This is a genomic window from Coriobacteriia bacterium, from assembly GCA_034370385.1.
Classification (GTDB): Bacteria; Actinomycetota; Coriobacteriia; order Anaerosomatales; family PHET01; genus JAXMKZ01.
Genome location: JAXMKZ010000056.1, coordinates 20,743 through 46,071, shown reverse-complemented (window position 1 = coordinate 46,071; position 25,329 = coordinate 20,743). Strand labels below are relative to the sequence as shown.

At 65.9% G+C, this 25,329-nt stretch carries 18 protein-coding genes; 11 read left to right on the top strand and 7 right to left on the bottom strand.

Annotated elements, in window-relative coordinates; genetic code table 11:
• Positions 1–220 precede the first annotated feature (220 nt).
• Entirely contained in the window at positions 221–1,030 is an 810-nt protein-coding gene (locus tag U1E26_11655; GenBank protein ID MDZ4170291.1) for a dihydrodipicolinate reductase C-terminal domain-containing protein, read from the bottom strand.
• A 240-nt stretch (positions 1,031–1,270) separates the two neighbouring features.
• Between U1E26_11655 and U1E26_11650 the strand changes: the two genes are divergently transcribed.
• Complete coding sequence (locus U1E26_11650; protein MDZ4170290.1) at positions 1,271–2,722, top strand: metallophosphoesterase family protein; 1,452 nt, start codon at positions 1,271–1,273, stop codon at positions 2,720–2,722.
• Between the two features lie 29 nt (positions 2,723–2,751).
• Here U1E26_11650 and U1E26_11645 read toward each other — a convergent pair whose 3' ends face one another.
• Positions 2,752–6,213, bottom strand: a complete 3,462-nt coding sequence (locus tag U1E26_11645; GenBank protein MDZ4170289.1) for a S8 family serine peptidase — start codon at positions 6,211–6,213, stop codon at positions 2,752–2,754.
• 96 nt (positions 6,214–6,309) lie between these two features.
• On the opposite strand from U1E26_11645, the gene U1E26_11640 reads away from it, so the two are divergent.
• The 6 genes from U1E26_11640 to U1E26_11615 all read left to right on the top strand — a co-directional run bounded on the left by U1E26_11640 (position 6,310) and on the right by U1E26_11615 (position 13,048).
• Positions 6,310–6,801, top strand: a complete 492-nt coding sequence (locus U1E26_11640) for a TIGR00725 family protein (protein ID MDZ4170288.1) — start codon at positions 6,310–6,312, stop codon at positions 6,799–6,801.
• Positions 6,798–8,435: a hypothetical protein gene (locus U1E26_11635; protein MDZ4170287.1), complete on the top strand. Its 1,638-nt coding sequence runs from the start codon at positions 6,798–6,800 to the stop codon at positions 8,433–8,435. The genes U1E26_11640 and U1E26_11635 overlap by 4 nt, the downstream gene beginning before the upstream one ends.
• A gap of 55 nt (positions 8,436–8,490) precedes the next feature.
• Positions 8,491–9,165, top strand: coding sequence for an ABC transporter ATP-binding protein (locus tag U1E26_11630; protein ID MDZ4170286.1), 675 nt, complete (start codon positions 8,491–8,493; stop codon positions 9,163–9,165).
• Positions 9,162–11,549 (top strand): FtsX-like permease family protein, encoded by a 2,388-nt coding sequence (locus U1E26_11625; GenBank protein ID MDZ4170285.1) that lies wholly within the window; start codon positions 9,162–9,164, stop codon positions 11,547–11,549. Before U1E26_11630 ends, U1E26_11625 begins: the two co-directional genes overlap by 4 nt.
• Before the next feature lie 94 nt (positions 11,550–11,643).
• Positions 11,644–11,880, top strand: a complete 237-nt coding sequence (locus U1E26_11620) for a hypothetical protein (protein MDZ4170284.1) — start codon at positions 11,644–11,646, stop codon at positions 11,878–11,880.
• Positions 11,881–11,995: 115 nt separating this feature from the next.
• On the top strand, positions 11,996–13,048 hold the full coding sequence (locus U1E26_11615) for a Fic family protein (protein ID MDZ4170283.1): 1,053 nt from the start codon (positions 11,996–11,998) through the stop codon (positions 13,046–13,048).
• A gap of 99 nt (positions 13,049–13,147) precedes the next feature.
• Here the strand turns inward: U1E26_11615 and zwf are convergent, their stop codons facing one another.
• Positions 13,148–15,532, bottom strand: coding sequence for a glucose-6-phosphate dehydrogenase (zwf, locus tag U1E26_11610; protein MDZ4170282.1), 2,385 nt, complete (start codon positions 15,530–15,532; stop codon positions 13,148–13,150).
• 88 nt (positions 15,533–15,620) lie between these two features.
• Between zwf and U1E26_11605 the strand changes: the two genes are divergently transcribed.
• Complete coding sequence (locus U1E26_11605; GenBank protein MDZ4170281.1) at positions 15,621–16,409, top strand: amidohydrolase family protein; 789 nt, start codon at positions 15,621–15,623, stop codon at positions 16,407–16,409.
• A 63-nt stretch (positions 16,410–16,472) separates the two neighbouring features.
• A complete protein-coding gene (locus tag U1E26_11600; GenBank protein MDZ4170280.1) occupies positions 16,473–17,240 on the top strand; it encodes a PAS domain-containing protein in 768 nt (255 codons plus the stop codon).
• 45 nt (positions 17,241–17,285) lie between these two features.
• Here the strand turns inward: U1E26_11600 and serS are convergent, their stop codons facing one another.
• Positions 17,286–18,578 carry a serine--tRNA ligase gene (gene serS / locus U1E26_11595; GenBank protein MDZ4170279.1) on the bottom strand — a complete coding sequence of 431 codons (1,293 nt, stop codon included), beginning with the start codon at positions 18,576–18,578 and terminating at the stop codon, positions 17,286–17,288.
• Between the two features lie 72 nt (positions 18,579–18,650).
• A complete protein-coding gene (locus U1E26_11590) occupies positions 18,651–19,592 on the bottom strand; it encodes a sigma-70 family RNA polymerase sigma factor (GenBank protein ID MDZ4170278.1) in 942 nt (313 codons plus the stop codon).
• 155 nt (positions 19,593–19,747) lie between these two features.
• On the opposite strand from U1E26_11590, the gene U1E26_11585 reads away from it, so the two are divergent.
• Positions 19,748–20,386, top strand: a complete 639-nt coding sequence (locus tag U1E26_11585; GenBank protein ID MDZ4170277.1) for a DNA-3-methyladenine glycosylase 2 family protein — start codon at positions 19,748–19,750, stop codon at positions 20,384–20,386.
• Here U1E26_11585 and U1E26_11580 read toward each other — a convergent pair.
• Together U1E26_11580 and U1E26_11575 are read right to left on the bottom strand one after the other, a co-directional pair.
• Positions 20,377–21,225: a prolipoprotein diacylglyceryl transferase family protein gene (locus U1E26_11580; protein ID MDZ4170276.1), complete on the bottom strand. Its 849-nt coding sequence runs from the start codon at positions 21,223–21,225 to the stop codon at positions 20,377–20,379. The two genes, U1E26_11585 and U1E26_11580, sit on opposite strands and share 10 nt — an antisense overlap.
• 7 nt (positions 21,226–21,232) lie before the next feature.
• The gene (locus U1E26_11575; GenBank protein ID MDZ4170275.1) at positions 21,233–23,809 is read right to left on the bottom strand and encodes a S8 family serine peptidase; all 2,577 of its coding nucleotides are present in this window, start codon (positions 23,807–23,809) and stop codon (positions 21,233–21,235) included.
• Between the two features lie 272 nt (positions 23,810–24,081).
• Between U1E26_11575 and U1E26_11570 the strand changes: the two genes are divergently transcribed.
• Entirely contained in the window at positions 24,082–25,290 is a 1,209-nt protein-coding gene (locus U1E26_11570; protein ID MDZ4170274.1) for a diguanylate cyclase, read from the top strand.
• Positions 25,291–25,329 lie beyond the last annotated feature (39 nt).

The window sequence follows — 25,329 nt, the reverse complement described above, 5'->3', positions numbered from 1 at the left end:
CGTGCCACCTCCCGGTAGCTCCGCCCCTCCACGAGCACGGCCTCCACCACATAGCGCGCCACATCCATCGCAGACACCCCTTCGATAGGTGTCCACGATGTTCCGACACATGCGTCCACGATGTGGTGAACTCACACACTGCGAGGCGCACCACGAAGTCAAAGGTCGGAGGAGCACATCCTCCGACCTTTCTCGTTGCCCGACAGCGCAGATGCGCCCTTCACCTCCAGAGATGCCACCAAGGGGTCCTCTTGTCCCGCAGGACATCCTCCTCGCGCTCCTCCAACTTGAAATAGGGAATGAGCAGGTCTTCCATCGTGTAGAGACCGTTCGGCTTGCCGACAAGATTCTCGAGGGCAAAGAGCACACCGTTGCCGAACGCTTCCCGGCTGATGGACTCGTGCTTGAGACGAACCGTCTGATACGGGTAACCGAACAGAATCTGGTGAACACCGACGATGCCACCAGCCCGAATGGTCTTGATGTCCCCTTCTGGAATCGAAAGCTCGCGAGCAATGACCTTCGCGGTTCCGGACACATCAGCCTTCTTGCTGAAATGCTCTTCGATGATCTCAATGTCTGCCTGCGGAGAGATGTTCTGCAGTATCTTCGCGGCGATGATCATGAAGTTGATGCCGAGAGTGATGTTCGGCGAGTGCATCACCGCGGTCCGCTCAGCCATTCGGTGCAGCTTCTCAAGCTGGTGGTCGGGGTAGTTCGATATCGCGCTCACCACCGTGATTCCGCGCTCCGCCGCCTCGTCACCGTAGTAGTCGAGCCCCTCTTCGGAGGAGAAATCAACGATGACGTCGACGGGGTGCTCGTCCAGAAGCGCCCCGGCATCGAACTCAGACTTCGAGTAGATGAGGCCCGGCTCCTCCGAGGCAACTCCGAGGAACTCAGGCACCGAGCGGTGCTGAAGCACCGTAGACGCCCTCACAACCCACTGGAGATTGGTGAGTCCAGACTCAAGCAGGACGGAAGCGACGGGCCTCCCCGCTCTGCCAAAACCCATAAGGCCGACCTTCACATCAACCTCCCTTGCCGCAGACCGCGGGCTCCATCCGCACAAAGAAAGGCCGCTGCCCGGATGCCAATATCCGGATAGCGGCCCGACTACCCTCTCGCCTTCGCGGCGTCGCCGCGAACCCCTGACGTCTTCATGTGCCCGGATTCTGTCGCTCGCAAACGGGGGAGGTCTGTGGCGTTCAGCCGCACCCGAAACCCATCGGCCGCGTCGTCGGGACGGCCGTAGGGGTACCCTCAACCAATGAAGCCGCTGCTCCGAGACATCTTTTCCAGGTCCCGTGTCCGTTGCGTCGCACTCGACGCAACGGCGGTCGTCTTGGCGGTCGCCGTGGGCGTCATCGCCTTCTCGTCATTCGCGCACGGTCGGCTCGGTGTTGGACCGGCGCAGCTCGAGGTCTTCCTCTCCGCCGCAACCGCTCCCCGCACGGTCGTCGAGCTCCCGCCGTTTGGAAGCGTCGAGGCGCCCACGCACTGGGGACCGGTGCGCTTAGGCGTGCGCCTCGATGAGATCGATGTGGTGCGTACGACACGCATGATCGAGAGCGGCGCGCTGTCGCTGCCGACGACGATGGGAGCGGACGCGGCAAGCGGGCTCCCCCTCCGGGGACTGTCTGCACTGCTCTGGCGACTGATCGGCGGTGGGCTGCTCGCCGCCGGGCTCGGTGGGACCCTCGTTGCACTCGCCTTTCGCCGTCGTCGAGCCGTCGTTGCGCTCGCAATAGCGCTATCAGTCGCAGTGCCAGCTGCTGCGGTAGGCACCGCCTACGCCACGTGGGACATAGCGGCCTTTCGCGCACCCACCCTTCGAGGCAACCTCACGTACGCCCCTCAGCTGGTCAACATCTTCTCCACCCGGGTCGCAGACATCGAGCGTCTACGGGAGCAAGCCGCCAAAGTCGCCAATGACCTCGCGACGTACTACGCCGACGAGCGCTCACTCTCATCGGGCGGCGCGCTCCCGGGAACCTACCGGGTCCTGCACGTCACCGACCTGCACCTCGATCCTGTGGGGGCCGCACTTTCGCGCTCGTTGGCACGCTCCTACGAGGCCTCTCTCGTAATCGATACCGGTGACCTGCCTATCCTCGGCACACCGGTTGAGGCGAGTGGGTTCGCCGCACTCATCGACACGTCGGTACCGCGCCTCTACATCCCCGGCAACCACGATTCGCCCGCCTCGGTAGCGGCTCTCGAGAGTCTTGGAGTGACGGTACTCGCCTCGGGCACGGTCGAGGCGGGCGGCCTACGCGTCTTCGGGGTTCCCGACCCGATCAGCCGGGGCTTCGGTGTTGAACCGGACCGAGGCCGGATCGAGGCCGAGGCACAGCAGGCGCTCCTTCGGCTGCGCGCGTCGCTACGTTCGGGTGAAGCGACGCCTGACATCGTGGCCATTCACAACCCGCAGATGGAACGGCCCTTCCTTGGTTTGGTGCCGCTGATCCTGAGCGGGCACACGCACTCGGCCCGGCTCTACGTCACCAAAGGAACGGTGCGACTCAACTCGGGAACGCTCGGCGGCATGCCCTACGACGCTGAGGCATCCGGGCGACGGCCGCTGCCCTACAGTGCGTCTGTGCTCTACTTCACCGTCGAGGAACCCCGCCGACTCATCGCCGTCGACCGCATCAGCGTGTACTCGACTCGGTCTACGACAGTCGCCCGCGAGGTCATCGATGAATCGCTGCTGCCGTAGGCGCGGTCGCCCTCGGCCTACCGCGCCACTCAGCGCACGGTGATGATCCGACTGTAGGCTCCGTACGTGAGCGCGTGCGCCGCATCAGCGGGATGCACGGCCCGAAGCTTCCAGCGACCGGACAACGGCAGAGAGACGCTCGCTGTGTAGCGCGAAGCGGCCCCTGAGTTGGACACGCGCGCACTGACGGTCCGCTTGAGCACCCAGCGAGACCCATCCCATCGGCTGCATTCGATGCGCACAGCAGGCGTACCTGCGGTGTGCCGCGGCGCGAGCGAGCCACTGACGGCGAACCGCGTGCTCCTTCGAGCTGATGACGGCGAGGACGGCGCGCTCAGCACCACGCGAGGCTTCACGGTGAGTGAGTCACCCTGGGCCGGATCGTGCGACTCGGTCCCGGCGAACACGGCGCGGTAGGTGGCCGCGGATCGGATCGTGGCAGACGCTCTGACCGTTCCCGGCGCCACCCGCGTCGTCGCAACCGGAATCCATCGCGAGCCGGAACGCCTCTCTATGCGCACCGTCCCGATCAGTGCTGCACCGCTGCTCAGGTCGGTCGCTCGCGCCGTCAGCACCGTCCGGCCCCCGTACGCCGTGGTCGCAGGCGACGCTGTGAGTGCTATCCCCGCTGCTGCGCGGTTGGGTATCTCCGTGACCGGACTGGTAGACGAAACGTGACCCGCGTTGCCCGAGAACAGAACGCGGAAGCGCCGAGCACCCGCCAGATCCGAAACCGCCGTGGCAGCGCCGTTCGAATCGGTGCGCGCGAACCCGACGAGCCGCCATGAGTTGGCGACGAAGGCCTGGAACGTGACCGCTGCGCCAGGAATCCTCGTGCCGGCAGCAGAAAGTGTTGCCGCGAGTGAGACAGCGGTCTGTCCCACGGGCTTATCCGCCTCAAGCGTGATCGTAGTCGCCCGCGCAGTTGCCTCCCCCACTGCGTACTCGAGGCGATAGGCTCCCGAACCCTCATACGCATAGACGTCCAGGTAGTACGTGCCGGCAACGGGGGCAACGTAGGTGATCAGCTCCGGGTACTCCTCGCCGTAGCTGACCGCGACCGGATCGTCGACGCCTACATCCGTGGCGTCCGGAGCGAAAAGGTACAGGTCGAAGTCGGGCTCAGGTGATCCCGGTGCCGTGAGGCGGGCCGTGAGCTGCTGCCCCTGTGCAAGTGTGATGCGATACACGTCATCGGGGTCGGTCCGCTCATCGAGCAAGCCGTTGAGAGGCGACGAGCCCGGCGTGACACCCGGGATATTGTTGTCGGCAGACTGCGCGCTCAACGTGTACGAGAGGCTGTAGGAACCCGAACCGGCGTACGCATAGACGTCGAGGTAGTAGCGTCCCGCAGCGGTCGCCACGTAGGTGAGACGCTCCGGGTAGCTGCTGCTGTTGGCCCTGGCCACCGATGGCTCCGACCCGTCCACGGTCGTGGTCCCCGGACCGAACAGGTACAAATCGAAGTCGGACCCGAAGCCGGCCATCAGATCGACGGTGAGCTCTTGGCCCGCCACAAGATCGATGAAGAAGACGTCATCGACGTCGTCCACCACCGAGACCGTGCCACCGAAGGGGGATGGAGGCAACGCCCGCCCGGGCACGTCGTCGTCAAAGTCACCCGGTGCCCGCGTGATGCTCCAAGTCAGCGTGTACGAGCCAGCCCCGTCATAGGCGTACGGGTTCAGGTAGTAGTCTCCGGCCTTGGTCGCGGTGTAGCTGAGACTCTCCGGATACGTCGGCAGATCAGAGAACGCGACGGGATCAAACGACCCGTCCACCGTCGGCACGTCGGGCGGGAACAGATACAGGTCGAAGTCGGTGCCCGGCGCACCGGTCAGGCTGGCCTGGAGCCGGTCACCGCGTCCGAGCGTGACCCGGAACACATCGTCGGTGTCGCCGTTCTCGTCAAGCGTGCCGACGACAGGACTCGGCGGCAGCACGACTCCCGGTACGTCGTCATCGCTCGGCAGCGGGGCGCTCAGCGTGTAGGCCAGCGAGAACGCACCGGAGCCACTCGTGGCCTGCGCAACCAGATAGTAGGGTCCCGCCGATGGGGCGACGAACGCTATCTGCTCCGCCGACCCCGGGTTTGCTGAGAACGCGAGCGGCCGCACGGAGCCGCCGATGCTCACGGCGCTCGGGCCATAGAGACTCAGGTCGAAATCGGTGCCGGAATCCGCGGTCATCGAGGCGACTATGCGCTGCCCCGCCTGAAGGTTCACGCGAAACACGTCGACCGTGTCGTCGCGAGCGGACAGCGCGCCTTGGAACGGCGAGACGGGAATCTCGACCCCAGGGATGTCGTCGTCGCCGGAGGTCGCCTGCCCCACCGCCGCCGCAGCATTCAGCATGCCCGCGCCGAACGACGAATCCTGGCCCACCGGGCCGATGTCGCGCGCACTCGACGTCAAGCGAGCGGCCGTCTGCGCCTGGGTCAGCTGGGGGTTGGAGGAACGCACCAGTGCAGCAGCCGCAGCCACGAACGGCGAGGCCATCGAGGTGCCCTGCCACGCCTCCATGCGGCCCCCCGGGAGCGTGGCGAGGATGTCGACACCCGGCGCGGCGATATCGATCTCGGCTCCTCGGTTCGAGAAGGACGCGAGGCGCATGTTCGAGTCAACGGCAGAGACCGCGATCACGCCCGGCAGCCGGGCCGGGTAGTCGACACTGGTGGCGTCGTTGCCCGCAGCGGCAACCACCACGACGTCTTTGCGTAGTGCGTACTGGACCGCCTCGGCGATAGCCTGCGAGTACTGGCGCGAACCCAGACTCAGGTTGATGACGCGTGCGCCACGATCGGCTGCCCAGCGGATTCCTTCGGCAACGTCGAAGTTCGTGCCGCTTCCCTCCGAGTCGAGCACCTTGACCGGCATGATGCGGCACAGCGGGGCGAGCCCGCTTCCGCCCACTGAGTTGTCGGCGCTGGCTGCGGCGATGCTCGCAACATGGGTGCCGTGTCCCTCGTCGTCCTGTGCGGACGAGTCCCCGTTCACGAAGTCCCTACCGGCCACGAGGCGACCCGCGAACTCCACATTGACCAGGTCGACTCCTGTGTCGATCACCGCGATCACCACGGAGGGCGCGCCCTGGGTCAGATCCCACGCCGTGGGCGCGCCCACGGCAGGCAACCCCCACTGGCGAGCGTACGCCGGATCGCTCGGAACTCGCGAGGCGCGCAATCGCTGAACCGGCTCGGCCCACGCCACGCCCTTGGTGCGGCGAAGATCAGCAAGCGAAGAACTCTGCGTTTCGGCGGTGACGAGTACCCGCGTCCGGTCGTCCGATACCTTGCTCACCTGTACGCCGGCGCCCTTGAGCGCGCGACGAGAGGACACATCAAGCGGTTCAGCCAGACCCACGACCCACCCTTCGGATGCGGTGTTCGATGACGCAGGCGGAGCGTCTTTGCGTTCTCCGGCCGTAGCGGGAGCGGCACTGAGAAGCAGCGTGACGGCAAGGAGTGAGGCGAGCACACGGCGAGCGATCATGGGACCACCTTTCGACACTGCGAAGAGTACGCCCCTTGACGGGGTGTGCGCCACGCCTTGGGTGTCGTACCATCGGCGCCAGGAGGTAACAGGCTTATGTATACCGTCATCGGTGTCATGGGCGGGGCCCTTGCAGACGAAGTCGTCATGGCCGAGGCCCGCAGAATCGGGCAGTTGATCGCCGAGCATGGCTTCGTTCTCCTCAACGGCGGACGCGACGCCGGCGTCATGGCAGCGTCTGCTCAAGGCGCGCACGAACGAGGCGGCCTGGTCGTGGGCGTCTTGCCCACTGAGACGACGACCGGCGTCTCACCTCACGTCGATATCGCTATCGCCACCGGCATGGGTGACGCACGCAACGTCATCAACGTGCTGTCGAGCCATCTCGTCATCTCACTTCCGGGTGGCGCGGGAACCATCAGCGAGATAGCGCTGGCGCTCAAGAGCGGCCGAACCGTCATCACCATCGGCTTCCCCCTCGGCAGCGAGTTCGCACGCTACTACGATGACGGCAGCCTCATCGACGCCCGCGACGCAGACAGCGCCATCGAGGTCGCCCTGCGCGTACTCTCGGCACACACGGCATGAATCCCCGAAGCGGTCTGCCGCGCACACGCACAAGGCCCGCGCCGAAGTCTGTGGTCCACACGTTCCACAAGGCGCCCCGCCGCCGCGGCCACGTGTTCTCCACCACAGCGACCGCAGCCCGGCGGCGTCGGAATCGCACCGTCACGACCGTGCTGGCGCTCGTCCTCGTTGTGGGGGTGGGCGCCTTCGCATGGGCGTGGTCCCGACCCGTCGCACTCGCGGTCACCGCGACGCCTGCCGACGCCACCGTATCGGTCAGCGGCTCCCGCACCGCCACGGGCACCGTCCGACTGCCGGCCACACGTCCGGGTGACTACCGCGTGACAGCGGCCCGCAGCGGTTTCGAGACCCGGACCGTGGTCGTGACCGCTCGACGCTTCCGTGGCGCGTCGCGGCGCATCGAGCTGAATCCTCTACCCCAGCGTCTGGTCATCAGTGCCAAGCCCCCGACCGCGAAAGTCGTGGTGACGAGTGGCGGCAGCACGGTATCCACCGCAACAGGCTCCTGCGAGACGACCTTGCCCGCCGGGGCCGTGCGCGTGAAGGTGACCGCCAAGGGCTGCAACACCTTTGAGCGCGAGCTGTTCCTCGACCGGCCGACGACGTTGCGTGTGAGCCTCGACCCCGAGGGACAGGTCGTGCACGGCCTCGGAACCATCTCCGCAGCTGGAGCACCCAAAGGGGTGGCCCTTACCCCCGATGGCCAGGAGGCATGGGCCACCATCCTCAACGGGCCGCCATCCATCGAGATCTTCAATCCCCGTACCGGCCGGCGCATCGGTGAGGTCGATCTGGGCACGCACGGAGCCGTCGAGGTCGTCTTCTCGAAGGATGGCACCCGCGCCTACGCGAGCCAGATGGAGACCGCGAAGGTCTTCGAGATCGATGTGGCGCGGCGCACGGTACAGCGCTCACTCGACACCGACAGCGCCTGGACAAAGGTCGTGGCGCTCTCACCCGATGGGTCCACGCTCTATGCCGCTAACTGGTCGGGCGACGACGTCTCAGAGATCGACCTCGGCACCGGCAAGCTCGTGCGGCGCATCCCGGTGGCCGACACACCACGCGGGCTGTGGCCCTCCGCGGACGGCGCGACGCTGTGGGTCGCTTCATTCGGCACCGGCGATCTCGAACGGGTGGACCTGAGAAGCGGCCGTGTGAAGCGCGTCTTCAGCAGCGGCGGTGCCCTGCGGCACCTGGTCGCCGACGAGAAGCGCGGCGTGCTCTTCGCAAGCGACATGGCCAAGGACTGTGTATGGGCCACCGACATGAAGACGAACCAGACGAAGAGGTTCGCCACCGTGGGCCACAAGCCCAACACCATCGACCTGTCACCCGATGGCCGCGTCCTGTTCGTGAGCAACCGCGGCGCGAACAACGCTGTGTCGTACTACCTGCCCGGACCTGAATGGGGCTCGATCATGCTGATCGACGCGAAGACGGCCAAGCCCCTCGACGGCATCGTCGGGGGCAACCAGTGCACGGCGCTCGACGTCTCTGACGATGGGAGCGTGCTTGTCTTCAGCGACTTCCTCGACGACCGGCTTCGGGTATATGAAGTGCCAGAGCACCCGGTGCTTGCACAGGGCGGCGGCGGCCGTTACGCGAGACTGGCCCGCGACGTGAGGAAGTAGGACGACCGTGACCGACGATCTCGTTGTCCTGCGCGACGTGCGGCGGGTCTACAAGATGGGAGAAGTCGAGGTTCAGGCGCTCCACGTTCGCGACCTCACGATCAAGCGCGGCGAGTTCGTCGCGATCCTCGGACCTTCGGGATCGGGCAAGACGACGCTTCTGAACCTCATCGGCGGCATCGATGCTCCGACAAGCGGCCAGATCCTCTTCGACGGTCAGGACATCTCCGGCCTGTCCAACCGCGAGCTCACGCTCTTTCGGCGCGAGAACGTCGGCTTCGTCTTCCAGTTCTTCAACCTCATCCCCACGCTCACCGCCGAAGAGAACGTCCGCTTCGCCGTGGATCTCGCATCGCGCGACGGCGTCCCGCCGGACCGCGACCCCAAGGCGCTCCTGACCAAGGTCGGTCTGGCAGACCGCGTCAGCCACTTCCCCAAGCAGCTTTCCGGCGGCGAGCAGCAGCGCGTCGCTGTAGCCCGGGCACTTGCTAAGGCGCCCAAGCTCATTCTGGGCGATGAGCCCACCGGCAACCTGGACTTTCGCACCGGCAAGCTCGTGCTCTCGGCGCTCCGTGACGTCAACCGCGAGGAAGGCGCTGCGGTCGTGCTGGTCACGCACAACATGCCGCTTGCCGCTATCGCAGACCGGGTCTTGCAGATACGTGACGGCGAGATCGCCTCGGTCGAGATCAACGAGCACCCGGTCGCCCCGGAGGACGTGACCTGGTGAGACGCCGGCTCGTCAGCACGCTCACCCTCAAGGCGTGGCGCGACATCCTGGCCCACAAGGGTCAGTTCATCTCGCTCATCGTCTTGGTCTCGCTCGGGATCACAAGCTACGTCACGTTCCAGAACGGCTACTACGATCTGGCCGCCTCGCTCGATCAGGCGTACGCGCAGCTGCGCTTCGCCGACTTGACCGTCCGGGTGGAGCGCATGCCCCTTGCGGCCGCTCGGGAGATCGAGCGCATCTCCGGGGTCACCGCGGCGCGCGTCCGCACCGTACGAGATGTCGGCCTGGAGCTGAGCAACGGCGATCAGGCCACCGCGCGCATCGTGAGCACGCCGGGACCGAGCGCCACCGTCAACGCCACGCACGTCGAGCAGGGCCGCTTTCCGGCGCCTGACTCCCGCGACGAGGTGCTGTTGAGCCCGCAGTTCGCCACCGACACCGGAACGACGGTCGGCGAGCGGCTGACCCTGCGCATCAGCGGCGAGCGAGTCCTGGTCCGCGTAGTCGGCATCGGCACCGACCCGGAGTACCTGTACGCCATGCAAAGCGAGGGAGACCTGCCTTCGCCCGGCTCGTTTGCGCTGGTGTTCACGGGCGAACGCACCGTCGAGCACCTGCTCGGCAGCGCGGGGTCGGGCAACGACATCGCCGTGCGCGTGCGCCCGGGCACCGATGTGGATGACATCGCCGAGCGCGTTGAGGATCGGCTACGGCGCTATGCCCTGATCTCCACCGCGCTGCGCGAAGACATGCCGGGACACGTCGGGCTGCAGACGGAACTGGACCAGAACCGCATCATGGCTCGCTCGATGCCGGCGCTGGTACTCGTCATCAGCTCGATGTCGCTGTTCATCGCCCTCTCCCGCCTGGTGCAGGCGCAGCGGGGTGAGATCGGTCTGGCGAAAGCGCTCGGCTACAGCGACGGCCAGATCCTTACGCACTACCTCACGGTCGCGACCATGGTGGCCGCGGCAGGCTCACTACTCGGGGTCGGCTTGGGGCTGTGGGGCGCCCAGGGCATCGCGGCGAGCTACGTGGCGCTGCTCGGACTCCCCTTCCTCACGAGCGGCTTCTACCCCCACGTCGTGGCCGTTGCCGTCGGACTCGCCTTCGTTTCGTGTCTTGCGGCTGCCGCCGTCCCCGCCTGGAGTTCCGCACGCCTCGCCCCGTCCATTGCGATGCACGCCGACCCGAACCGCTCACTCGCGGGAGGACGCATCCCCCTGCTGGAGAAGATGCTTAGCCCCATCCTGCCCCGATCCTTCACGTTCCGCCTGCCCATCCGCAACCTCTTCAGGGCACGCAGGCGCAGTCTCTACACGGTGCTCGGAATCGCGTTTGCCATGGTGCTGTCGGTCACGACGGTGGCGATGTTCGACTCCATCGATTACCTCATGGACAAGGCGTTCACCGACGTGGAGCGGTGGGATGTCATGGCTGCGTTCAGCGTGCCGTTCGGCGAGGCGCGCGTCGCCGAGGTGCGCCGCATCGACGGGGTCGAACGGGTGCAGAAGGCGCTCATCGTGCCCATAACGCTCACCGCGCGCGGTGTCGAGAAAGACGTCGTCTTGACGGCCATGAGCCCCGATGCCGACTTCCATGGCTTCACGCCAGCCGGAGGCGCCGAGCCGGCGAAGGCGCTCGCGGCGGGCGATCTGGTGCTTGCGGCGTCAACGGCGACGCAGCTGGGGCTTGCGCCGGGATCGAGCGTATCGGTGGACTCGCCGCTCATCGACGATCCGGTGCTCATGCGGGTGGGATCTCTGTCCGACGAGATGCTCGGGCAGCCGGCGTTCATGTCCTTTGACGCCGCAGCCGCTCTCATCGGCTCGCAGGTGAGCGAGTACAACGCGCTGTACCTGGATGCCGATCCGCGCCGCGACGAGCGCATCCAAGACGAGCTGTACGACATGCCGGGCGCCGCCAGCGTGCAGGTCAAAGCCGGACTCGTCGAACGGCTCAAGAGCCTGTTGGAGCTCATGGACTTCTTTGGGTCCGTTCTGCTGATGTTCGGCGCGGCGCTCGCGTTCGTGGTGGTCTTCACGACGTTCACGGCCAACGTGACGGAGCGCACGCGCGAGATCGCCACGATGCGAACGATCGGCGAGGACAACGTGCGGCTCGCATTCATGATCACTCTGGAGAATCTCCTGCTGGCCTTGGCGGCGCTGCCTCTGGGCATCTGGCTGGGGCTCAAGGCCACCGATGCGCTGTTCGCTTCGTTCACCACGGAGTCCTACACCCTCAAGGCGTTCATCTACCCCGAGAGCATCGTAAAGATCTGCCTGCTCATGCTGGCCGTCCTGCTCTTGTCCGAGATCCCACCCGTCCGCCGCATCTTCCGTCTCGACTTGGCAGAATCGACCAAGGTGATGGAGTAGTCGATAGTGGCGGCGGATGGGGCTGGCAGGCGTGAATCGCGAGGGTGTGCGAGAATCTGGTTGTACCCACCGTTCACCACCGGGAGCGAACTCCATGGTCCGCTGTATCCACATTGAGACGTGCGTCTTCTTCAACGATCGAGTCGGCTACTCGCCCGAGCTTCAAGAGTCCATGCGCGAGGAGTTCTGTGTCGTCGCCAACTCCGGATGCGCCCGCTTCATAGCAATGGCAGACATGCCGCGCGATGAGATCCCCGACGACCTGATCCCGACCGACCTGGAACAGCTGGAGCGCCTGCGTCGCGCCCGCTCCGGCGGAGGCGCCGACTAGCGCCTCGGACCGCCTCCCGGGCCGAGATCTCCTCCCCCGCAGACATCGAATGACATCATGAGGCGTTATCGATATCATCTTGGTGTCCCGCGATTCATTCTTCCGAGGAGGCGCTATGCGCGGTTCGTTCGGGCCCGGTCACCTCGAAAAGACCACCGTGCCCATGTCCACGGTCCGCTCGATCGGTCTGCTTGGCGAGTACAAGGGCACGCAACAGCTCTTCGAGAAGCAGTCGCCTCAGGCGTTGAGAGCTCTTCGCGAGGTTGCTCGCGTGCAGAGCATCGAGTCGTCCAACAGGATCGAGGGCGTGACCGCGGCCTCGGGGCGCGTGGCCGAGCTGGCCGCGGAAAAGACGACACCGAGGGATCGCTCAGAACAGGAGATCGCCGGGTATCGCGACGTGTTGTCGACCGTCCACGCAAGCGCGCAAGGCATGGACGTGTCGACTGGGCTCGTCCTCCAATTGCATCGTGACCTCTACCAATTCTCACCCACTCCGGGCGGGACGTGGAAGTGCACCGCCAACGACATCGTCGACGTCCTGCCCGACGGCACGCACCGCTTGAGGTTCAGCCCGGTCGCACCGCACCTCGTCGACACCGCGATGCACGACCTGATAGCCGGCTACCACTCGGTGATGTCGGGAGGGCAGGTTGACTTCCTGATCTCGGTCCCCGCCTTCGTGCTCGACTTCCTATGCATCCACCCGTTTTCCGACGGCAACGGACGGCTGTCGCGCATCCTGAACCTGATGCTGCTGTATCAGTCGGGGTACGACGTCGGCCGCTACATCAGTCTCGAAAAAGTCATCGAAGATTCGAAGGAGACGTACTACGAGGCGCTCGGAGCATCATCTGAAGGTTGGCACGAAGGCCGGCACGATCTGGTGCCGTGGCTGCAGTACTCGCATGGAGTACTTCTCGCCGCGTACCTGGAGTTCGGGCAACGAGTCGGACAGATGGGGACGGGGCGCGGGGCGAAACGCGAGATGGTGATCGACTGCATCCGGCACCTCCCAACGACCTTCCGCTATGCGGACATTGAACGAGCCTGTCCGGGAGTAAGCCGGCCCACGATTGTCCGGGTGCTCGGCGAGCTGAGGGACAACGGTGAGATCCGGTGCACAAAGGGCGGGCGCGACGCGACGTGGGAGAGAACGACTCAGTGAGTCATTAACCGTATCATCTGTGGGCTGTATGATATCGTTTCCCGACGAGTTGCGGGCGCTTCGCGTCAAACAACGTCCCCGCTCCGGCGGAGGCGCCGACTAGCGGCGCGGTCCGCCTCCCGGGCCGAGGCCATGCCCGCCGAAGGCGTTGCGCAGCGCAGTCAGTACCTGCCCGGTGTAGTCGGGCGACGCCTCGGAGCGCTTGCGGAAGTCGAGTGACTCGCTGATCACCGGCGTGGCAACACCGAGCTCCTCACCCGCGCGAATCGTCCATTCTCCTTCGCCGCTATGACCCACCACCCCGCTCACGCCCTCGAGGTCGTCGCCGTACTCGGCATAGGCGTCCTCGAGCCAGCCGACGAGCCTCGACTCCACCACACTCCGGTGCTGATAGAGGTCGGCTACCTGCTCCAAGTCAAGCTCGAAGGGCGACGCCTGCAAGACGGCGAAGCCCTCAGCGATCGACTGCATCATCCCGTACTCGATGCCGTTGTGAACCATCTTGACGAAGTGGCCCGCGCCGTGGCCCGGGAAGAAGCGGTACCCGCCCGGCGCCGCGACGTCGGCAAGCATCGGCTCGAGGGCCTCAAAGGTCGACGAATCGCCACCGACCATCAGCGTGGCTCCGTGTCGGGCGCCCGCAGGACCACCGCTCGTCCCGCAGTCGACGTAGCGCACGCCGACTTCGGCGAGGCGTTCGGCGCGCCGGGGCGCGTCGCTGAAGTGCGAGTTGCCCCCATCGATGACCGTGTCGCCCGGGGCGAGCAGCTTCATCAGGCCGCCGACGTCATCGCCTTTGGCTCCGAACAAGAGCTCGTCGACAGGCGCACCAGCCGGCACCATGAGCCAGATGACGCGCGGCGGCTGCAGCGCCGCCACCATGTCGATGAGCGTCTCCGAAGGCTGCAGCCCGTCGACCGCCATGGAACGCGCGACCGCGGGCGTACGGTTCCAGCCCACCACGCGCCAACCGTGCTGCATGAGGTTCCTCGCCAGACCAGCCCCCATCTTCCCGAGCCCCGCAACGCCGACGCGCCCGCGCACCGTCTTGCGCGCGAGGAACGCGTCGGCCTCGGTCACGATGGCTGCAGTGTCCGGCGCGTAGGCGTGCAATGGCGCGACGCCGCTGCGCCAGGCGTCCACGATGGGATCGATGAAGCGCCAGCCGGCATCGACCTCACGCGTGGACACGAACAGCGTCTGGTCGCCGCGAAACGCGTCAAAGAGCAGCTTCCCGTACTCCTCGACGTACTGTGCCTTCTCGGACTTCTCGTACAGGAAGAACGAGAAGGAGCGTTCCTCCACTTCGGTGTCGAAGCCGGGCTTCTTGGCGAAGAAGACGATCTCGATGCGGTCGGAGGGCTCGAGCGTGAATACGACCTTGTTTGTGACGTGTGCGTGCTCCTCGCACAAACAGTCAACAGGGTGACGAAATGTCACCACGATGCGTTTGCACGCCGGTCCCATCCGCTTGCCCGACTCCATCGTGACCGGCACCCCCGCCCAGCGCGGTCCGGCCAGACGGGTTCGGATCTTGAAGTACGTCTCGGTATCGCTGGCGGGTCCGACGCCGACGATCTCGCGAAAGCCGTCGTGCTGGGCTCGAAAGGTGTTGTCTGCGACCTCGCCGCTGGTCATCGTCGGCAGCGAGTCTATGAGCTGCGCGCGCGCCTGCCGGATGTCGGCCGGGCTCGAAGAGCCGGGTTGCTCCATCGTGACGAGCGCAAGCATTTGCAGCAGGTGGTTCTGGCCGACGTCCCTGAGCGCGCCCACGGCGTCGTAGAACGCCCCGCGCTTCTCGGCCCCGATCGACTCAAGCAAGGTGATGTCGATCCGCTCGATGGCGCTGCGGTTCCACTCCGTCTCGAACAGGTTGTTGGTGAACCGGAAGTTCATGATGCCCTGGAGCATCTCCTTGGCGAGGTAGTGATCGATGCGGTAGACCTGCTCCTCGCGGAAGAGAGAACCCAGCAGCGTGTCCAGTTGGCGAGCGGTCTGCTGATCGTCACCGAACGGCTTCTCCACCAGCACGCGGGTCCAGCCCTCGGTGGAGCTGCACGAGTCGGTGAGACCGCTTGCAGCCAGTCGGCGGAAGATGTTCTCGTAGTTGCTGGGCGGCACCGCCAGGTAGAAGAGCTTGTTGGCGCATACCCCCCAACCGGATTCGATCCGGCTCAGATACGCCTTGGTGTCGGCGTACGCCGAATCCGCATCGAAGGTCCCCTCCTGATAGCGGAAGAAGTCGACGAACCGGTCGACGTCCTCGAGGTGCGCGTGGGGAACCCGCTCGGCGAGGATGCCGCGTACGTGGTTCTGAAGGTCCGCATGCTCCCACGGCCTCCGACCGAATCCCACCACGCAGAGGCGCTCGGGCAACATACCCTTGCCGTACAGGTAGAACAACGACGGCACCACCTTACGGGCCATCAAGTCGCCGGTCGCGCCGAAGACGACAAGGATGGTGGGGGCGAGGTCGTTTCGCATGCGGACTCCCCGATCGCGATTGGACGTGCAAGGGGTGTGTACCCGTCGCGGGCGCAATGGCCGTGCGACAATGCTCGAGATGGGCCTCGTGGTCGACATTCACACGCACGCGTTCGCGGACGACATCGCTCCGCGGGCGATTCCGGCGCTCCTCGAGAGCGCCCGTGGTGAGCTGACTGCGCACTACGACGGCACGATCGACGGGCTGGTGGCCGCCATGGACCGCTCGGGAGTGGACATCTCGGTCATCCAGCCGGTTGCCACGAAACCGGGCCAGGTGAGGGCCATCAACGACTGGGCCGCGGCTCAGGCTTCCAAGCGCATCGTGCCGTTCGGCGCCATGCATCCGGAACTCGAGGACCCCGCACGCGAGATCGCGCGCATGCGCGCCTTGGGGCTCAAGGGGTTCAAGCTCCACCCCGAGCACCAGTCGTTCTCGCCGAGCGAGCCCCGCCTTCGCGCCCTCTTCGAGGCGACCCAAGACGCCGGCATGATCGTCCTCTTCCACGCGGGAGCCGATGTGATCCACCCCACGGTCAACGGGACTCCGGAAGCGTTTGCCGCGCTCATCGACTCCTTCCCGCGCCTGACGGTCGTGCTCGCCCATTTGGGCGGTTTTCGCGAGTGGGAGGGCGTGGCCGAGCATCTCGCAGGGCGCGACGTCTGGCTCGATACCTCGTACACGCCGGGCCACCTCCCCGACGATGAGTTCGTGGCATTGGTTCGTGCCCACGGTGCCCATCGCGTGCTGTTCGGCAGCGACGGCCCCTGGACGGACGCCGGAAGCGAGATCGCTCACCTGCGCTCGCTGCCGCTGACCGACGCAGAGCTCGAGAGCATGCTCGGCACGAACGCGCGGCGGCTGCTGATGCTCTGACCTGCGGCGATGGTACGGATTTTGCTAGAGTCGCGATGCCTGCAAACCGCGCGAGAGACATCCATGGTTCATCCCGTGAACGACACTGCGTTCCTGTCGGCGCTCTTTGAAGCGCTCCCTGCACCGATTCTCCTGTATTCGCCCGATTCGGTGATCGAGTCGAATACGCGGGCACGGGCGATGCTTGAGGCGGATTCCTCAGAGCGGTTGCGCGGAATGCCGATGTCTCAGCTGGTTCATCCGGGAAGCCGCGAAGCGAGTGACAGCCGCCGACGTGCGCTGTTTCAGTTCGATCAGCAGCCCGAGCCTGTGGCTATCGAGCTGGTGTCACTGAGAGGAAACAGCTTTCAGGCGACCACTGTGGCGACCAGCTTCACGTTTGACGATATGCGCTACGGCGTGGTTGTCGAATTGGGGAGTTCGCGCCGGTGCACTTCCCTCTCCACCCGGACGGCACCGCCGGAGGCTCTCGGCGCCGGCAGTGTCATCGGAGGGGCGCTTCACGTGCTGCCCCTGCCTGTTCTCACGGTCACTACGCGCGTGGTGACCTTCGTGAATCAGGCCGCCTGCGACATGCTCGGCGCAACGGACCCTGCTGAGCTGGTTGGCGTATCGGCCATGGACGTGCTCCACCCGGACGCTCGCGATGCCATGCACGAGCGCGTCGCGCCCCTCATCAGCAACGAGGGACGAGTGCTGGATCTGCCCCTCAAGGCTCTGAGGCTTGACGGTCAGTGCCTGCGCACGTCATGTCTGACCACGTGCACGCCCTACGAGGATGAGCCGGTCTTCATCTTCGTGGCTACCGGCTACGAACCGGTCGCGCCCTAGTTCGACCTCCGCACGACGGCGGCCAGATGGCACTACCCCTCGGCGCTACCCCTCGGCCTCGATGCGGTCGACTCCCCGCAGGTACGGGCGCAGGGCCTCGGGAATCACCACGCTGCCATCGGCCTGCTGGTAGTTCTCAAGGATGGCCGCGAAGGTGCGGCCGACCGCGAGGCCGGAGCCGTTCAGGGTATGCACGAGGCGACTCCCCTTGAACTCCGCGGGCTGGCGATACTTGATCGCCGCGCGCCTCGCCTGGAAGTCCCCGCAGTTGGAACAACTGGAGATCTCCTTGTACGCGCCATAGCTGGGCAACCACACCTCGATGTCGTAGGTCTTGGCTGCTCCGAAGCCCATGTCGCCGGTGCACAGCACGATGGTGCGGTACGGCAACTCCAGCAGCTGCAGGATGCGCTCGGCGTCGGCGACCATGCCCTCGAGCGCGTCCATCGACTCCTCGGGACGTGCGAACTTCACCAGCTCGACCTTGTCGAACTGGTGGACGCGGATCATGCCGCGCGTGTCGCGCCCGGCGCTGCCGGCCTCCTCGCGAAAGCACGACGTGAACGCGGTGTAGTGCCGCGGGAGCGTGTCACCCTCGAGCACCTCGTCGCGATGGATGTTCGTCAGCTGCACCTCGGCCGTGGGAATCAGATAGAGCGGCGTGCCCTCGCCATCGGTCTTGAACAGGTCGTCCTCGAACTTCGGCAGCTGGCCCGTGCCGGTCAGCGTCTCAGCGTTGGCGAGCAAGGGCGGCCACCACTCCTTGTAGCCCGCGTCGGCGTGCGTATCGAGCATGAAGTTGATGAGTGCTCGCTCAAGCTTGGCGCCCATGCCGCCCAGAAGCACAAAGCGGCTCTTGGCCAGCTTCACCGCCCGCTCGAAGTCGATGATGCCGAGCGCGGGGCCTAGGTCCCAGTGCGCGACGGGCTCGAAATCGAACGCACGGGGTGTGCCCCAGCGGCGCACCTCGACGTTATCGTCCTCGCTCGCCCCGACCGGGACGACCGCATCAGGGATGTTCGGCGCCGTCATGAGCAGGTCGCGTACCGTCGCGTCGACCTCGGCCATCGCGCCCTCGAGGCCGGCGATCGAGTCATTGACGTCGCGCACGGCTTCCTTGGCGGCCTCCGCCTCGTCGCGCTTGCCGTCTTTCATCAGAGCGCCGATAGCCTTGCTCGCCTCGTTGCGTTTGGCCTGGAGGGACTCGACTTCTGCGATGAGGCGGCGGCGCTCCTCGTCAAGCGAGAGGAACGCGTCGACATCCCACGACGCGTTGCGGTTGGCCATGGCGGTGCGCACGGCATCGGGGTTGTCGCGGATCAAGCGCGCGTCGAGCATGGGGGCCTCCGGCGAGAGAACAGATCGGACTGGGTCGCAGTATATCGCGCCCGTCTGCGCGCCGAGTGCCGGCTAGTTGATGTACTCGCGCATCCTCGCGACGTGCGACGAGCTACGCAAGCGTGAGAGCGTCTTGCCCTCGATCTGACGGATGCGCTCGCGCGTGACGCCAAACTCGCGACCGACCTCGTCGAGCGTGCAGGGCGCGTCGTCACCGAGGCCAAACCGCAGCTCGATGACTCGGCGCTCCCGGTCTGTGAGGGTGGACAAGACATGGGCGACGTCATCGCGCATGGCCTGGACGACCGCCGAATCGAACGCCGTCGGCTCCTTGTCGTCCACCACGAACTCCCCAAGGCTGCAGTCACCTTCGGTGCCGACCGGGGTCTCCAGAGATATGGTGTCGTGGCTCAGACTCAGAAGCATCTCGACCCGCTCGACGTCCACCTCGAGCTCGGCGGCGATCTCCTCGTTTCTTGGCTCACGGCCGAGCGTGGTGACCAAGCCACGGCGCACGCGGTTCACCTGCTGGATCTGCTCGCCCATGTGCACAGGCAGCCGGACGTTGCGCGCCTGGTCGGATATGGCGCGCCTGATTCCCTGCTTGATCCAGTTGGTGGCATAGGTCGAGAACCGGAATCCGCGTGTGTGATCGTACTTCTCAACCGCACGCATGAGCCCGATGTTGCCCGCTTGGATCAAGTCGGCGAGCGGAAGTCCGAGGCCTTGGTAGCGCTTGGCGTTCATCACGACCAGACGCAGGTTAGAGACGGTGAGGGTCTCCCGCGCCGCCACTCCGACCGCGGCTACTCGCTCCAGCCGGCGCCGAACCAGCGGTGAGCGATCGGCGTCAGCCCGCTCCAAGCGATGCTCCGCCTCGACCCCCGCCTGGATCTTCACAGCCAGATCGACCTCGCCCGCAGCCGTGAGAAGGGGGACCTTCCCGATGCGGCTCAGGTACGGCCTTACGGAGTCTTCGGAGTCGAACGCGACGGCGGAGCTTCTTGACGTCATCGGCACCTCTTCCAGGGCTGCGGCATGATACGCGGAATGCGGCTGCCCGACTCGGTACCTCCGACGGGATGTGCCACCTGAATCCCCACTAGCGGGACCAGATATTATACGAATATCCCTCAGATATCGTCAAGTCAGCCAATTTCGAGGCCGTGATGCAGGGGCCACCGCGCTACACTGACCCCATGTTTCGCACACTGCGCTACACCGCCGACGACGCAGCATCGCGTCACCTCGCCCAAGCCGACCCCGAGCTCGGAGTCCTCATCGACCGCATCGGCGCAGTCGAGGTCGCCGTGACCGGAGGCGGCTTCGAGGTCATGGCGGAGGCCATCGTCTCGCAACAGCTGTCGGCCAAGGCTGCTGCCACCATCTGGCGCAAGCTCGCCGAGCAGGTCGGGTCGTCGGCCGAATCGCTTGCCGCGGCCTCCCACGAGTCCCTGCGCTTTGCAGGGCTGTCTAACCGTAAGGCCGAATACGTCGCCGACATCGCACGCGCCACCTTGGCCGGCGAGATCGACTGGGTTGCGCTCGAGTCGCTCGATGACGAGGCGGTCATCGACACCCTTGTTCCCCTGCGCGGCGTCGGGCGCTGGACCGCCGAGATGTACCTGGTCTTCGCCTTGGGCCGACCCGATGTGCTCGCCCTCGATGACTTCGGCCTCCGCAGCAGTGCCGGGCGCATGACCGGGCTCGGCGGCCCGATGAGTCGCACGGATCTGGCCCAGCGCGGTGAGCGATGGCGGCCGTGGCGCAGCGCTGCATGCCTGTGGCTGTGGTCAGATCAGGGGTAGCGCGCCAGGGCCTCCTGCGCCTGGGCGCGGGCCGCGTGGTACCGCCGGGCGATCAGAACCGCAAGAATCGCCAGCACCACCGCGTAGAAGACCGGGTAGAACCAGACCGGCGCCGTGATGACCTGCTGCCGCGCACGCAGGTATCCGTTGAGCAGGCGAAACGCCGTGAAGCCAAAGGCGAACGCGAGGAACGGCACGCCGCGCGGTGCGCCGCGCCGGGCCAGAACCCACGCCGCGCCGCCCAGGATGACGGCAGCAGCGATCTCGTAGAGCTGCGTGGGATGGACCGGCATCGCCGCCGCGCCGCCCAGCGCGCTCAGCAACCCAAGCCGGCCGCTCGCCACCTGAAGCTCCCACGCCGGGCTCCCCAACGGGAAGACCACGCCCCAAGGTAGAGCGCACTCCACTCCGAAGCAGCAGCCCCGCAGGAAGCAGCCGGTGCGCATGAGCGCAACGCCAAGAACGAGCGCCGGCACCGCCGCATCAGCAAGCGGCCACCGGTCGAGCCGAGTGAACTGCGCCAGCCCGATCGCAGTCAGCGCTGCCACGAGCAACCCGCCATAGAGGGAGAACCCCTGGAACTGAAGGCTCCACACGCGCGACGGGTCCTCAGCGTAGAAGCGCCCTGCTATCCCCAAGTCGAAGATGCGCGCGCCTATGACCCCGGCAGCCATCGCCCCGGCATAGACGCCGAGCGCGCGAGCGAACGGGGCTCCGCCTCGCCGCGCGACCACGGCCGCCACCAGCGGGCAGCACGCCCACGCGAGCAGGTAGAACGTGCTGTACACGCCCAGCTCGAGCGTCCCGGTCCCCAGCGGTATCCGAAGGACCGGGTTCACGGGCGCATCACTTGGGCGTGTCGGGCTTGCTGAGCGTGAAGACCGCCTTGAGCCGCCAGCCCTTGCCGCCTCCAGTGAGCGTGCCCTTCTGCACGAGGTTCTCGCCCTGGCGGGAGACGGTCGCCTTCATGCTGCTGACGCCCTCGCCACTCTGGGGCTCGTAGGTGATCGTCGACCCCGAATAGCTGATGCCGTACTGCGTCGGGTTGCTCGTCACGTCGTCGTCAGGATCAAGTGAGCCGACGTCGATGAGCCCCGTTCCGGAACCCTGCCCGCTCTCGTCGACGGTTATGTCCATGGTCATCGGGATCTTCTTGCCCTTGAGAGCCGAGAGAATCGCGGCGCTGCAGCCCTCCTCCTCGGCGGCCTTCTGGTCGGTGATCGTGAACTCGGTGATCGTGAAGACACCCGACCACGAGCCGTTGATGTCGAACTTCTCGACGGTGATGATGCTCGCCGCATCGTTGTCCGTCCGGCGAACCGTGATCACTCCCTCGTCCTTAGGCAGGGTGACGGTCCACTTCACTTCACCGGCCGTGTTCGCAGCGACGGGCTGACTCGACTTGCCGCCGATCGCGTGGTTCTCGGCGCTGACATCGATGGCGAGGTCGGTGCCCTTGTCGCCGGTCATCTTCACGATGCCCTTGACTGCGTACTCGCCTGGTTCGCCTGTCACGGCGACCGCGTCGACCACCGCGATCTGTTCGAGGATCTCAGGCGTGAGCTTCCCGAGGCCCTTCTCCGCGCGCATGTCGTTGATGACCTGGAGCACCGCGAGGTCGACGGCAAGAACGCGGCCGCCGTAAGCGTCCGGAATGAGATTCGAATGCGCCTTCGGGTCTCCGGGGTCACCGATCGTCAAGCCCTTGCGCGCCGTCTCGCTCAGAATCCTCTTGATATCGGCGGCCTTCAACGACGGGTTGAGAGACAGCAGAATGGCCGCAGCGGCCGTGACATGAGGGGTGGCGAAACTCGTTCCGTTCTGCCGGACGGGCTCCCCATCGGGACCCATACCGACGATAGCCTTCGTCCCGGGCGCGGCAAGCGTGATCTCGTAGTTCTCGCTCTTTCCGTTCGAGTAGGACGAGTAGTTGCCGTCGTTGTTCATGCCGCCGACGGTGATCATGTTGTCGAACGCGTGCCCGCTCGGATACCGCCGAGAGCCGTCCACCACCTGATGATCGTTGCCAGCCGAGCAGACGAACAGGACGCCGGGATGGTCTTGGGCCATCTTCTCGAAGAACTTCTTGTACGCGGCGGCAACCTCGGGATTGCCGTTGGTCTTGCCGAACGAGCAGTTGATCACCTTCGCGTTATTGGCGACGGCGGTCTGCACCGCCTTGAGGTCCCCCAGAGCCCACGTCGTCCCGCCACTGAGAGTCACCTTGGTCGGGTCGTTCGGGTCGGGGGTACTCGTCGTGGTCGCGTACTTGGGCGAGCTACGGTTGATGCTTGTGATCTTGAGCTTCTTGCCGAGCGGGCCTGCTACTCCCGCGGGGCCGCCGTTGCCCGGGTCGGCCCCTATGACGGTCATCACGCCGGTGCCGTGGGTGCCAGCCGGATTCGTACTCCCATCGTCGTTGACGCTCGGAGCGCTCGCCTTCCCGCCGTCCTCGTCCGGGGAGTCGACCTCGACCTCGCCGCCAAACTCGGACTCACGGCCCTCACCAGGCGCCCACAGCCCGGAGTCGATGACGCCGACCCTCACCGTCTCGAGATCGAGCCCGGCGCCTCGAACGAACTTCCATGCCTGGGGGACGCCGATGGCGCGGTAGCCGTCTCCGGCCTCACCCTCGTACATGGGCTCTTGGTATGGCTCCTGCCGGACACCCCAGATCTCGGCATCCTCGAAGGTCTCCTCGTTGGGGAACGCAAGGGCGACCTTGTCGTTGGCTTTGGCAGTAGCAATCGCCTTTGTCAGGTCATCTTCGGTCGTGCCCGGGTACTCGATCTGGTACAGGTCGATGAACTCCATCTCGCCGACCAGCGAGCCGTTCAGCTTCTTGGCGACCTTCTCCGCATCCCGGCGCTTGCCACCTTCGGCGAGCACGATGCCGATCTGATTCGCCGGAACGGTACCCCACTGCTTGGACGTGATGACTGAGGCCGCGTCGGGTGCCTTGTAGGTGGCTTCGCCCATGTCGGGACCGTCACCGGCCAGCCCACCATCCCGCCCGCCAAGGAACCACCACGCGCCGCCGCCGATTGCCGCAACGAGCAGGACAGCGATCGCGAGAAGCCCGACGACGAGACCGACGCGCGAGCGACGCGGCGAGCGTGTCGGCGAGGGCATCGGCTGAGCAACAGGTGCCTGCTGGACCACGCCAAGCGGCACTGCCTGTGGTTGAGCGGCTGATGCCGCCGTCGGCAGCGCGTCGCCCGCGCCGACGAACAACCCCGCGACATCGCGTGCCGGCACCCATCCCGGCAACGTCGCGTGCCAGACGAGGTCATCCGGCGTGAAGAGCCCCGAAGCTGCGAAGCCCGTCATCTGGTCCCACGTGTAGGGACCGCCCCTTGCGTCGCTCGCGTCGGCGACTCGCTTGAAGTACCACTGCGAGGCGATGCTTCCGTCCACTGGCATCGAGTGCCTCCCCTGGCATCCCGGTCGGCCTGCACGATCGTGGCCGCTCCCCCTGCGCAGATACTACGCCGCCCCAGGCGTCGCGCTCAAGCGATATCGGCCGAATCCCCCGCGCTGACCGTTGAGAAAATACCGTTTGGGGTATATTTCATACCGCTCGTCGCCGATTCACCCTGAAATGCTCATGTAGGTTCGTTAACCTTCCGAAGAAGAGGTACTGACGCCGACGTCCCTACAAGCTCACGCGCTCCCCGGCAGGAGGTGAAGCGCTCATGATCCTGACCGACGCTGAGATGACCGACCGCTTCATCAACTCGCTGGGTGACGCCTGCGTCATTGTGAGCCGCGGGGGCGAGGTGACGGCCGCAAACGAGCTCGCCCTTGCCCTGTACGGCCGACCGAGAACCGAGATGATCGGCGTGCCCTTCGCCGCTTTGTGCCCGGAGTTCGAGCGCGACGTGATGTCCGGTGAGCTCGCTTCGTGTAACGGCCAGCCGCGTGCGTTCCGGGCCTTGCAGCTGCGCGCGCACGGCGGTGGCTTCGTCGGCGAGTTCACGGCCAAGGCGTGCCACGATCCGGACGAATGCGTCGTGCTTCTGGTACGCGAGGCGCAGGAATCGGAGACGCTGGAGGGCGACCTGACGCTGCGCACTCTCATGCTGAACTACGTCACGGATGGCATCGTCTGCCACACCCTCGATGGCGAACTCCTCTTCGCCAACCGTACGGCGATGGTTCCGTGGGGGGTCAGCTCCCTCGATGAAGCTCGAGCCCTGGGCCCGTTCGGATGGGTATCGGACGAACAGCGGCCGGTCCTTGCCGAGCTCATGAAGAGCATGATCGCCGAGGGGGAGCTGCGATTCGAGAGTCATGGACACGGCCCCTCAGGTGCGGAGGCGCACCTCGAGATCCACTCGGTCATCATCGAAAGCGCCGGCCAGCAGATCGTGATCTCATCGGTGCGCGACGTCAGCGAGCGCATGGAGAACGAGGAGGCGATGCGCTACCTCGCCTATCACGACACGCTGACCGGACTCGCGAACCGAGTGCTGCTGGAAAGCGAGCTGGCGCACGCCCTAGCGCTTTCGGATCGATACGGAGATAAGGTGGGCGTCATCTTCCTTGACTTGAACGACTTCAAGCCGGTGAACGACACGTACGGGCATGCGGTCGGCGACGACGTCCTACGCGAGGTAGCCAACCGCCTCGCCGGAGCGATCCGAGAGAGCGATACGGTGGCGCGCCCGGGCGGCGATGAGTTCGTGGTCCTCGTGCCCCGGCTCACCACCGACTCCGAACTGACGACGATAGCCGCGAAGCTCGCAGCGGAGATCGCGCGTCCGATGGACCTCGGATCGACAACCATCACGGTGAGCGCCAGCTTGGGCTCCGCCATACGGCAGCCGGGAGAGAACGCCGAGTCGCTGCTCACCCGCGCCGACCTCGCGATGTATCGCTCCCGCAAGTCCAGTCCCCGTTAGGCGACAGACCCGCGGGCGACGACTCCCTACGCTTAGGCG

Coding starts and splice junctions, on each gene's coding strand:
- U1E26_11620 (MDZ4170284.1), top strand. CDS start 11,644: ATGGTCCGCTGTATCCACATTGAGACGTGCGTCTTCTTCAACGATCGA.
- U1E26_11600 (MDZ4170280.1), top strand. CDS start 16,473: ATGGTTCATCCCGTGAACGACACTGCGTTCCTGTCGGCGCTCTTTGAA.
- U1E26_11630 (MDZ4170286.1), top strand. CDS start 8,491: ATGGGAGAAGTCGAGGTTCAGGCGCTCCACGTTCGCGACCTCACGATC.
- U1E26_11650 (MDZ4170290.1), top strand. CDS start 1,271: ATGAAGCCGCTGCTCCGAGACATCTTTTCCAGGTCCCGTGTCCGTTGC.
- U1E26_11570 (MDZ4170274.1), top strand. CDS start 24,082: ATGATCCTGACCGACGCTGAGATGACCGACCGCTTCATCAACTCGCTG.
- U1E26_11615 (MDZ4170283.1), top strand. CDS start 11,996: ATGCGCGGTTCGTTCGGGCCCGGTCACCTCGAAAAGACCACCGTGCCC.
- U1E26_11590 (MDZ4170278.1), bottom strand. CDS start 19,592: ATGACGTCAAGAAGCTCCGCCGTCGCGTTCGACTCCGAAGACTCCGTA.
- U1E26_11585 (MDZ4170277.1), top strand. CDS start 19,748: ATGCAGGGGCCACCGCGCTACACTGACCCCATGTTTCGCACACTGCGC.
- U1E26_11640 (MDZ4170288.1), top strand. CDS start 6,310: ATGTATACCGTCATCGGTGTCATGGGCGGGGCCCTTGCAGACGAAGTC.
- U1E26_11645 (MDZ4170289.1), bottom strand. CDS start 6,213: ATGATCGCTCGCCGTGTGCTCGCCTCACTCCTTGCCGTCACGCTGCTT.
- zwf (MDZ4170282.1), bottom strand. CDS start 15,532: ATGCGAAACGACCTCGCCCCCACCATCCTTGTCGTCTTCGGCGCGACC.
- serS (MDZ4170279.1), bottom strand. CDS start 18,578: ATGCTCGACGCGCGCTTGATCCGCGACAACCCCGATGCCGTGCGCACC.
- U1E26_11575 (MDZ4170275.1), bottom strand. CDS start 23,809: ATGCCAGTGGACGGAAGCATCGCCTCGCAGTGGTACTTCAAGCGAGTC.
- U1E26_11635 (MDZ4170287.1), top strand. CDS start 6,798: ATGAATCCCCGAAGCGGTCTGCCGCGCACACGCACAAGGCCCGCGCCG.